The sequence below is a fragment of the Kitasatospora sp. NPDC048298 genome (assembly GCF_043201465.1).
Classification (GTDB): domain Bacteria; phylum Actinomycetota; class Actinomycetes; order Streptomycetales; family Streptomycetaceae; genus Kitasatospora.
Map to the genome: position 1 here is coordinate 216,600 of NZ_JBICYZ010000006.1, position 14,065 is coordinate 230,664.

The following is a 14,065-nucleotide window of genomic DNA, read 5'->3' on the forward strand; positions in this document are numbered from 1 at the left end:
GCGGGGAAGGCCGGGAAGACGGAGACCATGCTCGAACTGATCGACATCACCAAGGACTACAAGGGCGGCAAGCGGGCCGTCGACGGCATCACCATGCACCTCGGCCCCGGGATGCTGGGCCTGCTGGGGCCGAACGGCGCCGGGAAGTCCTCGCTCATGCGCATCGTGGCGACGGTCACCCGGCCCACGGCCGGCCGGGTCCGCTACCTGGGCGCCGACGCGGTGGCCGAACCGGACCGGCTGCGCCGGGAACTCGGCTACCTCCCACAGGACTTCGGCGTCTACCCGAACCTGACGTCGCGGGAGTTCCTGTCCTACCTGGCGGCCGCCAAGGGGATCGGCGCCCGCTCCGCCCGGGCCCGGATCGACGAGCTGCTCCAACTGGTCAACCTGACCGAGGCGGTCAAGCGTCCGCTCGGCGCGTACTCCGGCGGCATGCTCCGCCGGGTCGGCATCGCGCAGGCCCTGCTGGCCGACCCGAGGGTGATCGTGGTCGACGAACCCACCGCCGGCCTGGATCCGGAGGAGCGGGTGCGCTTGCGCAACCTGCTCAGCGAACTCGCGGCGGACCGGGTGGTGATGCTGTCCACCCACATCGTCTCCGACGTCGAGTCCGTCGCCTCCGACATCGCCGTGGTCGCGCGGGGCCGGCTGCTGCGCCGCGGCGCGCCCGACGAACTGCTCCGCGAGATCGACGGTCAGGTCTGGGAGGCCGTGGTCGCCCCCGCGGACCTCCTGGAGGTACAGGCCCGCCACGTGGTCAGCCGGATGGTGCGGACGGGGAACGGCGTGAGGCTGCGGCTGCTCGCCGCCGAGCAGCCGCAGCCCGACGCGGTCCGGGTGCCGCCCGACCTGGAGGACGCCTACCTGGGCGTCATCCACGGGGCGGGGGAGCGGGGCGGCGCCGGGTGGCCGGCCGGTCGGCGGGCGGTGCGGCGATGAGCGCGGCGGTGAACGCGCCCGGGAGGGCGGCGCCCGGGTCGTTGCTCGTCGCAATGGCGGTCGGCGACTTCCGCGACCGGGTGCGCCGGCCGGTGTACGCCGTGACGCTGCTCGCCGCGGTCGGGCTCGGCTACCTGGCCGTACCGGACGCCGGCGGCCACTGGACGATCATGGACGTGGGCGGCAACCGGGGCGTCTACAACAGCGCCTACGTCGGCGTCGTCACCGCCCTGGCCGGTGCGCTCTGGCTCACCTTCGGCGGCTTCTACGTGGTGCGCAGCGGCATCGCCCGGGACGGGACGACCGGGGTCGGCCTGATCCTCGCCGCGACACCGCTGCGCACCGACCGGTACCTCCTGGCCAAGTTCCTGAGCAACCTCCTGGTGCTCGCCTCCATGGTCGGCGTGCTGGCCGTCACCGCGCTGCTGATGCAACTCGCCCGCGGCGAGGACCGCACGGTCGACCCGATCCGCCTGCTCGAACCGTTCCTGCTGCTCTCGCTGCCCCTGATGGCGCTCACCGCGGCGGCGGCGCTGCTGTTCGAGACGGTGCCGCTGCTGCGGGGCGGCTTCGGGAACGTCGTCTGGTTCGTGCTGGCCATGGTGCTCGCGATCGGCGGGCAGTCGGCCTCCGCACCGCTGGACGGCCTCGGGGTACACCAGGTCGCGCGGTCGATGGGCGCGGCACTGGAGGCCCGGCACGGGACGGCCGACCCGGGCGGGTTCAGCCTCGGCCTGACCAAGGTCGACACCCCGCTGGGCACCTTCCACTGGGGCGGCTTCGACCCGTCCGCCGGATTCGTCCTCGCCCGGCTGGCGCTGCTCCTGGCGGCGGTCGCGGTGGCGCTGCTGCCGGCCCTGTGGTTCGGCAGGTTCGACCCCGCGCGCGGGTCGGCCGGTACGGTCGCGGTGCCGACGGGCGCCGAGGCGGCGGGCGGGCCGTCCGCGCTCGACGGGCCGGATCCCGCGGGGGCGCGCTGGGCGGCCGCGCCGGGCGCCCTGCCGCGGACCGAACCGCGGCGGGCGGGGGCGTTCGGCCGGCTGCTCGCGGGCGAGCTCCGCATCCTGGTGCAGGGCGTCTCCCGCTGGTGGTGGCTGGTCGCGGCCGGGCTGACGGTGGCCGGGTTCGCGCTGCCGCTGAACGCCGTCACCGGCCTGCTTCTACCGCTGGCGTGGCTGTGGCCGGTCCTGGTCTGGTCCCGGCTCGGCAGCCAGCAGGTCGAGAACGGTCTGGAGGTGCTGCTCGGCGCCTACCCGTCGGCCCGGCGCCGGCTGCTCGCCGAATGGGCGTCCGGGCTGGTGCTCACCGCGGTGACGGGCGTGGCCCCGCTGATCCGCATCCTGGTGGCGGGCGACGCCGCGGGGGCGGCCTGCTGGCTCGGCGGCGCGCTGTTCGTCCCCTCGCTGGCCATGGCGCTCGGCGTGGTGAGCCGGAGCCACCGGCTCTTCCAGGCGATCTACCTGCCGCTCTGGTGGATGCTCGTCAACAACGTCTCCGCCGTCGACTTCATGGGCGCCATACGCGTGAACGGCAGTCCGGCGGGGCCCGGGCCGCTGCCGGTCGGGGCGCTGTCCGCGGCGATGCTCGCGGTGGTGTTCCTGGTCGGTTCCGTCCGACGGAACGTCAAGGGCTGAAGAGTCGACCGAAGCCGGGAGCCCGGCCCGTCGGAAGACGGACCGGGCTCCACGCGCGCTTCGGGCGGCCACCCGGCCGCGCGACCCGCCTGTTCGGCTGCTCGCTACTCGTCGTCGCCGAGGTCACCCGCGAGGTCGCCGTCCGGGGTGCCGCTGATCGCGTAGCCCTGCCGGCGCGCCTCGTAGCAGGCCACCGTCGCGGCCGCCGAGACGTTCAGCGAGCCGACCCGGCCCAGCTGCGGCACGAACACCACCTGGTCGCACAGCGCCAGCGCCTCGGGCGTGATCCCGCGGTCCTCGTGCCCGAGCACGAAGGCCACCGCCGGGGTCAGCTCGGCGGCGAACATCGGCACCGCCTCGTCCGCCAGCTCCAGGCCGACGACCTTGTAGCCGTCCGCCTTGGCCGCCGCCACGGCCTCGGCGACGGTCGGGAAGTGCTCCACCTTCAGGTACTTGTCGGTACCCATCGCCGCCTTCTGCGCGCCGGACGAGCGCACCGACGGGGTGTCCCCGACCAGGTACAGCTTCTCGGCGCCCATCGCCGCGCCGGTGCGGACCACCGAGCCGACGTTGAACGGCGACTGGAGGTTCTCCAGGATCATCGCGAGCCGGAACTCGTTGCTGCGCCGCCACGAGCGGTGCAGACGCTTCAGTTCGGTCCCGCGCAGCTGCTTCACGTCGTCGTACCTCGTCCACTCTCGGAGCCCTCGCCCACCTCGGGGCGGGGCCGCGCTTCCAGGATCCGCACCCCGTTGACCGATGTGACCCGGGTGGTCGGGTAGCCCTGCTCGTTCAGCCACTTCTGGAGCGAGTCCGAACCCAGGTGCTTCTGCACCACCAGGAACGCCGAGCCGTCCGGGGTGAGCCGGTCGAGCCAGTGCGTGAGCAGGCGGCGCAGCGCGGCCTTGCCGATCCGGATCGGCGGGTTGGAGTAGATGGTGGCGAAGCGGACGTCCTCCGGGACGTCGTCGGGCAGGGAGGCCTGGACGTTGCCGAGCCCCAGCGCCTCGGCGTTCAGCCGGACCAGCTCCAGGGCGCGCTCGTTGACGTCCACCGCCCAGACCGGGAGGCGCTTGCGGCGGCTCGCCCAGGTCAGGGCGATCGGACCGTAGCCGCAGCCGATGTCCAGGATTGGGCCGCGCACCCGCGGCTGCGGGGCGTGCTCCAGCAGGATCCGGGTGCACGGGTCGAGCCGGCTGCGGGAGAACACCCCGGTGTCGGTGGTCAGTTCCAGGGTGAGGTCCGGGAGGGAGACCGTGATCGGCCGGCGGTCGCTGGCGACCTCGGGTGCACCGGTGAAGTAGTGCGAGCCGGACATGATTTCCCCGTCGTTCGTATGGGCCTCGGGGCCACCGGGTGGGTGTGGGTTAGCCCTTTGTACGGCACCGATCGTACCCCCGGTGGCCCGGACGGCGTTCCGGCCGCCGCCCCGCTCGCCGCCCCGCTCGCCGCCCCGCTCGCCACCCCGCTCGCCGCTCCGGCCGCCGCCCCGGACGGAGCTGCGGCCGGGTGGCGCGGTCAGGCGGTGCCGGGGGTCTTGCGGGTGGCCACGTTGATGCGGTTCCAGGCGTTGATGGTGAAGCAGACCGAGATCAGCTGCGCCAGCTCGGCCTCCCCGAAGTGCGCGGCGGCCCGGGCGTACACCGCGTCCGAGACGCCACCGCCGATCCGGGTGATCTCCTCGGCCAGCGCCAGGGCGGCCCGCTCGCGCTCGGTGTACACCCCGGCCGGGGCCTCCGGCCAGACCGGCAGCAGGTAGATCCGCTCGTCGGTCTCGCCGGCCTTGCGGGCGTCCTTGGCGTGCATGTCCAGGCAGTACGCGCAGCCGTTCAGCTGGGAGGTGCGCATCTGGACGAGCTCGACCAGGGCGGGGTCCAGGCCCTCGCGGGCGGCGGCGTCCAAGGCGATCATCGCGCGGAACACCTTGGGGACGGTGCGGGCGTACTCGAGGCGGGCGGGGGCCTCGGTGATCTCGGCGGCCCGGGCGGTCACGGTGTTCTCGTTCGTCGTCATGGCTACGACCCTAGGTGCGGAATGAACCCCCTCTCTGGGTCATTCAGGAGGTGGTTTCGTGGGTCAATCCGTCCGGTCGGCCGGGGAATCCCGCAAGCCCCGGCAACACGCCGGAGCAGTGTCGGCACGTCGCGTCCGGGCGCTGGGCGGCGGATACTGCCAGTACCGCCAGCCGGGCCCGTGAAGGCCTCCGAACAGTGAGGACGGATGCCATGCCGCAGGAACAGCACGAGGAATACCTGATCGAGGAGACCGCCGAGACCGTCGAGCCCGACGAGAAGGCATCCGAGGGCGACACCTACGACGAGGTGGCCGAGCGCCGGGCCCTCGGCGCGGACCCGGCGACCAACGTCGCCGACGTCGTGGAACAGACCCGGCCGGTGCGGCACGACGAGGAGGAGTACCGGGAGTAGCGGGCGAGTGCCCCCCGGCGGCTACAGGGCCCGGCGGCGTTGCAACCAGACGAAGGCCGCCCACCCCGGCAGCACCGGCAGGATCAGCGTCAGCAGTCGGTACAGCGCCACCGCGGCCAGCTCGCCGCCCCGCTCCATCGACGCGGTCTGCTGGAGCAGCCCGAGCAGCATCCCGTCCACCGCGCCGGCCCCGCCCGGGGTCGGTGCCGCGCTGCCCACCGCGTTGCCCACCAGGAACACCACCGCGACCGCGGCGAACGACGGCTCCCGGCCGATCGCCCGGACACTGCAGTACAGGCAGGCGATCAGGCAGAGCGACACCAGCAGCTGGCCGGTCACCCCCACCGCCAGCCGGGAAGGGCTGCGCAGCAGGTCCAGCAGCCGCGGCAGCACCTCCGCCGTCAGCGGCCGCAGCCGCGTCGCCAGCCACCGCCGCGCCACCGGGATCGCCGACACCACCGCGAGCAGCGCGACCGCACCCGCCAGCCCGCCGACCACCGCGGACAGCGCGTCCAGTTCGGAGCTGCCCGGCGCGAAGTCCACCAGGTAGACGAAGGCGCCGAGCTGCAACAGGTGCAGCGCCAGCCCGATCAGGTTCCCCACGCCGACGCTGGACAGCGCCTGGGCGGTCGGGATCCCGGCCCGCTGCAAAAACCGGGTGTTCAGCGCGATCCCGCCGACACCGCCCGGCGACACCAGCTTCACGAACGACCCGGCCACCTGCGCCAGCACCGCGTTGCGGAAGTCCAGCCGCTCCGGAACGAAACCGACGAAGCCCATGGCCGCTGCGACGTGGCTGGTCGCGGCCGCCAGCACCGCCAGCAGCAGCCACCAGGGATCGGCGTCCGCCAGGGCGGAGACCGGGTTGTCCTCCGCGGCGAACAACTGCGGGAGCAACAGCCACCCGGCCATCACCCCACCCACCACGACCAGCAGCGTCCGCGGCCGCAACCGCTCCAGCCGCACCGGCCGGCCCACCACCTGCGGGCGGGTACGCAGGACCTCCGCGCGGATCTCGTCGAGCAGGCCACCGGGCGCGGCGGCGGGGGCCTCCGGGCCGGGCTCCGGGCGGGCGGCGGCGCGGGCACTGGACCCGTCGCCTGCCGGGGCGGCGACGGCGCCCCCGGCCGCGCGCGCGTCGCGGTCCGCTGCGTCGGCGTCCTCGCGTTTGCGTGGGGCGGCGACGGTGATTGTGCCGGTGTCCCCGGCCGCGTCGCTGGCCGCGTGGGCGTCGAGGTCGGCCGCGTCGGTGTCGGCTGCGTTGTCGTGCCCGGCCGTGACGGTGGCTGTGCCCGTGTCGCTTGCCTCGTGTCCGCGCGGGGGCGCGAGGGTGGCCGTGCCGACGCCCCCGGCCACGTCGCCGGTCGTGCCTGCGTCGTTCACCGCGCCCGCGCCCGCGCCGGTTCCTGCGCCCCCGGCCGCCCCTGCGGCCGCGCCGCCGGCCGCGTGGGCGTCCTTCACCGCACCCGTGCCCCCGGCCGCCCCGGCGGCAGCGTGCTTCGCGTGCTGCTTGAGGGCGCGGCGGGTGGTGTGGGTGAGGGCGATGGGCTGGAGGAGCGGGAGGGCGGCGCCGACGGGGTCGGGGCCGAGGACGGCGGTGGCCGTGTGGACGGAGCGGGCGGCGCCGGCGCGCAGGGCGAGGGTGGTGAGGAGCTGGGCGAGGTCGCAGCAGAGGACGAGTTCGGTGGCGGCGATGTCGCCGTCGGCGAAGTCGACCAGGTGTACCGCGCCGGAGTCGTCGATCAGCAGGGAGGAGGGGACGAGGGCGCGGTGGGCGATCTCGCGGCGCTGGAGCAGGGCGAGCTGCCGCCAGGCGTCGGTGAGCAGATCGTCGGTGATCTCCTCGTCGGCGAGTTCGTCCAGGGTGCGTCCGGCCAGCCGCTCGTACGCGATGAGGGCGGTGTCCTGGCCGAGGCCGGCGGTGGCCGCGATGCGGCGGGTGCGGACGCCGGCCGCGAGGGCCGCGTAGGTGACGAGTGCCTCGTGCTCCAGCCCGGTGCGCGGGGAGCGCAGGACGCGCGGGTCGGGGGCGGTGCGCAGGCGCAGTCGGCGCCAGGCGCGCTGGACGGCGGCCGCGGTGACGGCCTGCCGGTCGAGGATCTGGACGTCGAGCTCGGGGAGGCCGTCGGCCTGCCGGACCCGGTAGCGGTCGGGCCCGGCCGGCTTGGCCTCGACCGGGCGCAGGCCGCTGTCGCGTAGGGCGCGCAGGACCTCGCCGGGTAGTGGGCAGGGGTCGGGGGTGCCGACGGCGTACAGGGTGCCGTGGGCGCCGGTCCAGCCGATCAGCAGCCCGAGCAGGAGCGCGGTGGGGGTGGCGTACCCGCCGGTCAGCCCGGCGAGGCCGGAGAGGACGAGGACGGTCCAGGACAGGCGGCGTTCCCGGCTGCCGGAGGCGGTCATGAAGGCGAGGACGGGCGCGAGGTAGCCGTAGACGGGTTCGGTGTGCCCCAGCCCGCCGCCGGGCGGTGGCTGGGTGAGCGCAGTGAGCAGCGAGACCGGGGCGAGGTCGTCGGCCCACAGGCCGAGGCCGAGGGTGGCACCGTAGGCGAGGACGGCGGCGAGCAGCCCGTCGGAGACCTGTTGGAGGGCGCGCCGCCGGTCGGGGCCCAGCAGGCGGCGGACGGCGAGGCCGACCGGGAGCAGCAGGACGGCGGCGGTGGTGAGCCCGGCGGCCAGGCCCGACAGCGGGCGCGGCACCAGCGCGGCCGCCTCGGCGACGTCGGCGGCGATGCCGCTGGTGGTGGCGCGGGCGTAGTCGGCGAGCAGCAGGGTGAGGGCGATGGCGAACAGGCCGCCGAGCAGCCGGATCAGGGCGACGGGCTGCCGGACCCGACTGGTGGCGGGCAGCGGGCGGGTCCGGAACCGGCCGCCGCCGCTCTGCCCGGGTATCCGGGTGGTGGCCCGTGCGGCGCTGCCGCCGGCCGGGGCCCCGGTGTCGCGGCTGCCGCTTCTGACGTCGGCGCCGCTGTTGTCGCCGTCCCGCGTCCCCGCGCCGCGTTGCCGCGCGGGCGCACCGCCGGGGTCGCCGCCGGTGTCGCCGTTCGTTCTCCCCGTCACGATCGCCACGGATGGCATGCTCCCATGCCGTCCGTGGGCACGGAGCGGGGATTCGGCACTGTCCCCGGGACGGGCGCCACGCCTGTCGGGCCGGTGGCGTCGGCGGTGCGGGAGGCGCGGATCATCGAAGAGCAGGGGGATCGGCGGGACCGCCCCCGGGACGCCCTGCCGGGACCGTCGCCGGACCGCTCCGGCGGACCCGGGCCCGGGCGCGCCCCGGTGGGCGAACTGCCGCCGGGTGGCGCGGATTTCGACCGGTGCCGTCGCCACCGGCCGTCGCCATCGGCCGTCGCGACCAGCCGGCGCCCCGGGCCGGCGCCGCGCCCCTCGCCCAGAGCGGGCGCCCCGCACCGGGGCGGCATAGCCTTCAGTCATGAGCGCCTGCGAAGACCTCGCTCTGGCCCCTCGGAACATCGAGCCCCGGCCGCCCGCGGACGGCTGCGCCGACTGCCTGGCGCAGGGCCGTCGGGACTGGGTGCACCTGCGGATCTGCCTGGACTGCGGGCATGTCGGCTGTTGCGACTTCTCGCCGCAGCGGCACGCCACCGCGCACTTCCACAACACCTCCCACCCGGTGATCCGCTCGTACGAGCCGGGGGAGGACTGGCGCTGGTGCTTCGTCCACGAGCTCATGGGCTGAGGCGGCTGAGGAGACTGAGGCGACTGAGGCGCTCTCCCCTCCCCGCACGGCTTCTCTGCGGTGGCGTGGCCCCGCAACCCGGATAAAATCCGGACATAACGCCCGTGTGGCCCCTCCGGCCGGCATCCGTCCGGCCGGTGGCCGACGAAGGGAGGTCGACGATGACCAAGCGAATGCCCGGCAGCACCGCCAAGTTCCGCCAGGGAACGCAGGAACTGCTGGAGCGCCGGGGCATGGCGAGCCCGCCCATCCGGCTGGCACCGGAGCCGAGCGCCGGCGCGATGACCCACGCCGCCGCCGGGTTCGGCGCCGGCGGGGTCTTCCGGCACGGCGGAAGGGATGCGCCGGGCACGACGATGCACGCGACCCCGGCGATGCACGCCGAGCTCAAGGGGCACCGGCACCGCGGCGCGGAGAAGCACTCCGCCCACTGAGTCGCGGCACACCGCGGGGCGGGCGGCCGGTTCGTGGCCGCCCGCCCCTGACGCGCGGTCAGGGGCCTTGCCGGGTCGGGCCGCGAGGAGGACCGCCACCGCCACCCTCGCCCCCGCTGGGCCGCGTGGTGCCGGAGGGGCGGTTGTCAGTGCTGTGCGCTACGTTCCTCCCGTTCACCAGGGCACACGGCACGGCAGGACGACGGGGGCGGGGCGCACCATGACCGACGTGATCACGGAGGAGCCGGTCGAGCTCCAGCTGGAGCGGTACCGCACCGAGCTGACCGGCTACTGCTACCGCATGCTCGGCTCGGTCTTCGAGGCCGAGGACGCCGTGCAGGAGACGATGGTCCGCGCCTGGCGCGGGCACGGGGGCTTCGAGGGGCGCTCCGCGCTGCGCTCCTGGCTGTACCGAATAGCCACCAACGTCTGCCTGGACGCGTTGAACGGCCGCAACAGCCGGGCCCGGCCGATGGACCTGGCCGGGCCGGTCACGGTGGCCACCGCGTACGACACCCAACTGCCCGAGGTGACGTGGATCGGCCCGGCGCCGGACGGCCGGGTGCTGTCCGAGACGGGGGATCCGGCGGACGTGGCGGCCCAGCGCGAGTCGGTGAAGCTGGCCTTCGTCGCCGTGCTCCAGCGCCTCGCGCCCCGGCAGCGGGCGGTGCTGATCCTGCGCGAGGTGCTCGGCTGGAAGGCCGCGGAGGTGGCCGAACTGCTGGGCGTCACGGTGGCCTCGGTCAACAGCGCGCTCCAGCGTGCCCGGGCGGCGCTCGCCGCCGACGGCTCGGCGGTCCGGCCGGCCCCGGAGCTGGACGAGGAGCACCGCGCGCTGCTGGACCGCTACGTCCGCGCCTTCGAGGCGTACGACATGGACGGCCTCGCCGCGCTGCTGCACGAGGACGTCACGCTCAACATGCCGCCGTTCGCGATGTGGCTGCGTGGTCGGGACGAGCTCCGGGAGTGGATGCTGGGCCCCGGGCACGGCTGCCGCGGTTCCCAGCTGCTCCCGGTGACGGCCAACGGCGGGCCGGCCTTCGGCCAGTACCGGCCGAGCCCGGAGGGCGGGCACGAACCGTGGGCGCTGATCGTGCCGGAGGTGTCAGGGGACAAGATCACCGGCTTCACCAACTTCCTGGACACCGACGTGCTCTTCCCGCTCTTCGGCCTCCCGCCCCGGCTCGACGCCGAGCCCGCCGAGCCCGCCGTGCCGGCCGAGCCCGCCGCCGGGTAGCTCCGGCAGCTCCGGCAGCTCCGGCAGGTCCGGGAGGCCCGGCAGGCCCGGCAGGTCGGCGAGGTCGGCCGGGCCCGGCAGCAGCGCCGAGAGCCCGCTGAACGCCAGCAGTTCGCGCAGCGGGCCGCCGACGTTCCGCAGCACCACGGCCACCCCGTGTCGGGCGGCGGCCAGCCGTAGCCGGGCGAGCGCGTCGACGACGGCCAGGTCGGGGGCGGTGAGTGCGCCCAGGTCGCAGGTCAGGAGGGCGCTACGGCGCGGTGCGGTCGTCATGGTGTCCATGGCGGATAGGACCGTTGAGGCGGCCGGGAGTCATCGGTCGGGTGGCAGAGTGGGGGCGACCGAACCCACTCTGCCCCAGGAGGAGCACCGTGACGACCGAGCCCTTGAAGTCCCGCGAGGAGTGGCTGGCGTCCCTGCCCCGGATCTACGCGGCGGCGGGCTGCCTGCTGCGGGACGAGTCCGGCCGGATCCTGATCGTGAAGGCCGGGTACCGCGAGCACTGGCAGTTCCCGGGCGGCACGATCGACCTCGGGGAGGGCCCGGTCGAGTGCGCCGTACGGGAGTTGGAGGAGGAGACCGGCATCGTCCAGGAGGCGGGCGAGCTGCTGGCCATCTCCTGGACCCATGCCTCGGCCGAACTCGACCACCCCGCCCAGCACTTCCTGTTCGACTTCGGCACCGTCCCGGACGACACCCCCGTGACCGTCCCGGCCGGTGAGCTGGACGACTACCGCTGGGTGTCGACCGAGGAGGCCATGGGCCTGCTCGGGCCGGCCCGTTCGGCCCGGCTGCGGGCGGCGCTGGAGGCGGCGGAGGCCGGCCGGGTCCGGATCGTCACCACCAACGTCTCCGGGTTCTGAGCGGACGCGGAAGCGCGCGCGGGACACCGAAGCGGACGCCGCAGCCGAAGTCGCAGCGCAAGTGCCCTGCCCCGGGCGGTCGTCGCGCCCGGGTCAGGACATCGGTGGCGACTCACTCCTGGGACTCGGACTCCGGGTTCCGGGCGGCGATGATGGCGGCGATCGCCTCGGAGACGAAGGCCTCCGTCTCGGCCTTGTCCACCTTCAGCCCGGCCAGCACGCCCTGGCCGTTCTCCAGTTCCAGCAGCGCGAGCAGGAGGTGCTCGGTGCCGACGTAGTTGTGCCCGAGCTTGAGCGCCTCGCGGAAGGTCAGCTCCATCACCTTCTTGCCCTGGGCGTCGTAGGGGATCAGCGCGGGCACCGTCTGCTCGACGGCGGTCGGCAGCGCGGCGGTGGCCGCCGTGCGGACGGCTTCCGGGGTGACGCCCTGGGCGGCGAGCGCCTTGATCGCGATGCCCTCGGGCTCGGCGAGCAGGCCGAGCAGCACGTGCACCGGGGTGATCTCGGCGTTGCTCGCCTTCCGGGCCTCCTCCTGCGAGGCCACCACGACCTTGCGGGCCCGGGGGGTGAACCGGCTGAAGCCCTGGCTCGGGTCGAGGTCGTTCGGGGTGCCCGGGTCCTTGGGGACGAAGCGCTTCTGGGCGGCCTGCTTGCTGACGCCCATGCTGCGGCCGATGTCGGTCCAGGAGGCGCCGGAGCGGCGGGCCTGGTCGACGAAGTGGCCGATGAGGTGGTCGGCGAGTTCGCCGAGGTGGTCGGCGGCGATGACCGCGTCGGAGAGCTGGTCGAGCGCGTCGGTGTGGACCTGCTTGATCGCGGCGATCAGGTCGTCGAGGCGCAGCGGAGTGGTGTTGGGAACAACGGGATTCTCCATGCGTCAACCGTAGGTTGTCGATCCGAGGATCGTCAACCATCGGTTGACGATGGTTTCGAAGGTCTTTTCACGAGCCCCGACGCGCCGAAGGGGCTCCGGCGGCCCGCGCTACGCGGCGGGCAGCAGCCGCTCCCGGACGGCGGCGATCCGCTCGGGCGTGACACCGGCCGCGAGCAGGTAGCCGACCGGGTCGAACCCGTCGAGCGCGGCGGCCAGGGCGGCCTCGGCGGTGGTCCCGGCCTCGGCGAGCACCGCGTCGATCCGGCGGTACGGGTCGGGCAGGCCCAGCATCCCGTACAGCGGGCGGATGTTGGGGCCGCTCATCAGGTAGTCCTCGGTGATCGCGGCCCGGTCGACCCCGGCCAGGGAGAGCAGCAGGAGGGTGGCCAGGCCGGTGCGGTCACGGCCGGCGCCGCAGTGCACGACCACGCCACCGGGGCGGGCGCCGGCGATCACGGAGACCAGCGCGGCGGCGGCGTGCGGGCAGTGGTCCAGGTACGGGCGGAGCGCGAGCGGGGTGCCGTCCAGTCGTCCGTGGGCCTCCCACCAGGCGGGGCCGGCCAGTTCGTCCAGCGGGACGCGGACCAGCTCGACGTCCTCGGGGAGCGGGAGGAGCGGCTTGTACTCCTCGGTGTTGCGCAGGTCGACCACGGTGCGGACGCCGTGGTCGAGGAGGGCGTCCCAGCCCTCGGCGGTGAGGCGGTCCAGGTTGTCCGCCCTGACCATCGCGCCGCGGGCGGTGAGCCGGCCGGCGGCGGTGGGCAGCCCGCCCAGGTCGCGGACGTTCAGGCAGCCGTCCCAGACGAGGGTGCGTTCCTCGGTGCTGCTCGGCGCGTACGTCGTCCGGTTCATGGGATCCCCGTTTTCCTCGGTCGGGGGTCCCGTTACCCCCTCGTTATGAACGACTCCCGGGGGATCCGGATGGTTCCTCGCTGTTCGAGTCCTCGGAACCGGCTGTTCAGCGAAGCCGGAGGGGAGGGGAGCCGCGGGGAGGGGAGCGACGGGGAGGGGAGGGTGCGGCGCGCTCAGGCGGCGGTCGGGGCCTCGGCCTCGGCGCGGACCAGCCGCTCCATCGGCTCGACCGCGATCTGGCCGAGCATCGAACCGGCCACGATCGCGCCGATCAGGAGGACGGTGGACAGCCAGGCCATGGTCGACACCGGCAGGGTGAAGGCGCCGACCACCCGGGCCGCGCACTCGGCCAGCAGCGCGGTGCCCCAGATGCCCGAGAACAGCCGCTCGTGGCGGCGGAACGCCCGCGATCCGGCCGCCCGGCCCTCGACCAGCCGCTGCCAGGCGGCGGCGCGCTCCGTCCGGCCCTTGGTGAGGAAGGGCATCAGCATCGGGGTCATCACCGGCCGGCCGATCAGCGCGGAGACCAGGATCGCCAGCGCCACGGTGCCGCTCAGGCCGCCGTCCTTGGCGATCATCAGTCGGGCGTCGCCGGTGACGAAGGTCAGCGCCAGGCCCGCCAGGTTGACGGTCAGCATCAGGGCGGCCCACAGGTTCAGCCTGCGCTCGCCCAGCAGGCCGAGGACGGTCCGGGCGGCCGGGAAGGCGCTGCTCCAGGCCAGCGCGGCGAACTCGCTCAGGCCGAGGGCCGAGTGCAGCAGGTAGTAGCCGGCCAGCGGCGCGGCCACGTCGAGGGCGAGCGGGCGGAGCCCGGAGACCAGCGGGTTGGGAGTCTTGGCGTGGGCGGCGGTGACGGCCAGGGCGGGAGCGGCGGCGGTGCTGGTGACGGCGGCGGCACTGACGGTCTGGCTCACGGTGGGTTCCTCCCCGGCTGGTGGCCGCGGGCCACTGCCCGCGTCGTGCCTCCAGTCTTTCCGCCGGACCCTCCGTCAGAGCAGTGCCGTCCGTTGCGTCATCCGCGTGACAGTTGTCATGGTGCGCGCCGTGACACCGCCTCCGACCTGCTGCTTCCCCTGCCTCGCCCGGGAAGCGGGGTGCCCCCCGGG

The 14,065-nt window shown here is 74.6% G+C and carries 14 protein-coding genes and 1 pseudogene; 7 read left to right on the top strand and 8 right to left on the bottom strand.

Annotated elements, in window-relative coordinates; all coding sequences use genetic code 11:
• Positions 1–27: 27 nt before the first annotated feature.
• Together ACGF0D_RS07880 and ACGF0D_RS07885 are read left to right on the top strand one after the other, a co-directional pair.
• The gene (locus ACGF0D_RS07880) at positions 28–942 is read left to right on the top strand and encodes an ATP-binding cassette domain-containing protein (RefSeq protein WP_392914326.1); all 915 of its coding nucleotides are present in this window, start codon (positions 28–30) and stop codon (positions 940–942) included.
• Entirely contained in the window at positions 939–2,576 is a 1,638-nt protein-coding gene (locus ACGF0D_RS07885) for a hypothetical protein (protein ID WP_392914327.1), read from the top strand. The genes ACGF0D_RS07880 and ACGF0D_RS07885 overlap by 4 nt, the downstream gene beginning before the upstream one ends.
• Before the next feature lie 104 nt (positions 2,577–2,680).
• On the opposite strand, the gene ACGF0D_RS07890 is transcribed toward ACGF0D_RS07885, so the two are convergent.
• The 3 genes from ACGF0D_RS07890 to ACGF0D_RS07900 form a co-directional block, all read right to left on the bottom strand.
• Entirely contained in the window at positions 2,681–3,253 is a 573-nt protein-coding gene (locus ACGF0D_RS07890) for a TrmH family RNA methyltransferase (protein WP_392868042.1), read from the bottom strand.
• Positions 3,250–3,894, bottom strand: coding sequence for a class I SAM-dependent methyltransferase (locus tag ACGF0D_RS07895; RefSeq protein WP_392868040.1), 645 nt, complete (start codon positions 3,892–3,894; stop codon positions 3,250–3,252). Before ACGF0D_RS07895 ends, ACGF0D_RS07890 begins: the two co-directional genes overlap by 4 nt.
• 200 nt (positions 3,895–4,094) lie before the next feature.
• Positions 4,095–4,589 carry a carboxymuconolactone decarboxylase family protein gene (locus ACGF0D_RS07900; RefSeq protein WP_392868037.1) on the bottom strand — a complete coding sequence of 165 codons (495 nt, stop codon included), beginning with the start codon at positions 4,587–4,589 and terminating at the stop codon, positions 4,095–4,097.
• A 212-nt stretch (positions 4,590–4,801) separates the two neighbouring features.
• On the opposite strand from ACGF0D_RS07900, the gene ACGF0D_RS07905 reads away from it, so the two are divergent.
• Positions 4,802–5,002, top strand: coding sequence for a hypothetical protein (locus tag ACGF0D_RS07905; protein WP_392914328.1), 201 nt, complete (start codon positions 4,802–4,804; stop codon positions 5,000–5,002).
• Between the two features lie 21 nt (positions 5,003–5,023).
• Here the strand turns inward: ACGF0D_RS07905 and ACGF0D_RS07910 are convergent, their stop codons facing one another.
• On the bottom strand, positions 5,024–8,068 hold the full coding sequence (locus ACGF0D_RS07910; protein ID WP_392914329.1) for a lysylphosphatidylglycerol synthase domain-containing protein: 3,045 nt from the start codon (positions 8,066–8,068) through the stop codon (positions 5,024–5,026).
• 364 nt (positions 8,069–8,432) lie between these two features.
• On the opposite strand from ACGF0D_RS07910, the gene ACGF0D_RS07915 reads away from it, so the two are divergent.
• The 3 genes from ACGF0D_RS07915 to ACGF0D_RS07925 all read left to right on the top strand — a co-directional run bounded on the left by ACGF0D_RS07915 (position 8,433) and on the right by ACGF0D_RS07925 (position 10,370).
• Positions 8,433–8,699, top strand: a complete 267-nt coding sequence (locus tag ACGF0D_RS07915; RefSeq protein ID WP_392868030.1) for a UBP-type zinc finger domain-containing protein — start codon at positions 8,433–8,435, stop codon at positions 8,697–8,699.
• Positions 8,700–8,860: 161 nt separating this feature from the next.
• Complete coding sequence (locus ACGF0D_RS07920) at positions 8,861–9,133, top strand: hypothetical protein (RefSeq protein ID WP_392914330.1); 273 nt, start codon at positions 8,861–8,863, stop codon at positions 9,131–9,133.
• A 220-nt stretch (positions 9,134–9,353) separates the two neighbouring features.
• Entirely contained in the window at positions 9,354–10,370 is a 1,017-nt protein-coding gene (locus ACGF0D_RS07925) for a sigma-70 family RNA polymerase sigma factor (RefSeq protein ID WP_392914331.1), read from the top strand.
• A 102-nt stretch (positions 10,371–10,472) separates the two neighbouring features.
• On the opposite strand, the pseudogene ACGF0D_RS07930 reads toward ACGF0D_RS07925, so the two are convergent.
• Positions 10,473–10,652, bottom strand: a pseudogene (locus tag ACGF0D_RS07930) (hypothetical protein); the annotation flags it as partial.
• 89 nt (positions 10,653–10,741) lie between these two features.
• Between ACGF0D_RS07930 and ACGF0D_RS07935 the strand changes: the two are divergent.
• Positions 10,742–11,233 (top strand): NUDIX domain-containing protein, encoded by a 492-nt coding sequence (locus ACGF0D_RS07935; RefSeq protein WP_392868022.1) that lies wholly within the window; start codon positions 10,742–10,744, stop codon positions 11,231–11,233.
• Between the two features lie 112 nt (positions 11,234–11,345).
• Here ACGF0D_RS07935 and ACGF0D_RS07940 read toward each other — a convergent pair whose 3' ends face one another.
• From ACGF0D_RS07940 to ACGF0D_RS07950, 3 genes are all read right to left on the bottom strand, one after another.
• Complete coding sequence (locus ACGF0D_RS07940) at positions 11,346–12,107, bottom strand: Clp protease N-terminal domain-containing protein (protein ID WP_392914332.1); 762 nt, start codon at positions 12,105–12,107, stop codon at positions 11,346–11,348.
• A 108-nt stretch (positions 12,108–12,215) separates the two neighbouring features.
• The gene (locus ACGF0D_RS07945; RefSeq protein WP_392914333.1) at positions 12,216–12,959 is read right to left on the bottom strand and encodes a tyrosine-protein phosphatase; all 744 of its coding nucleotides are present in this window, start codon (positions 12,957–12,959) and stop codon (positions 12,216–12,218) included.
• Between the two features lie 173 nt (positions 12,960–13,132).
• Entirely contained in the window at positions 13,133–13,873 is a 741-nt protein-coding gene (locus ACGF0D_RS07950) for a VC0807 family protein (RefSeq protein ID WP_392914334.1), read from the bottom strand.
• Between the last annotated feature and the right edge of the window lie 192 nt (positions 13,874–14,065).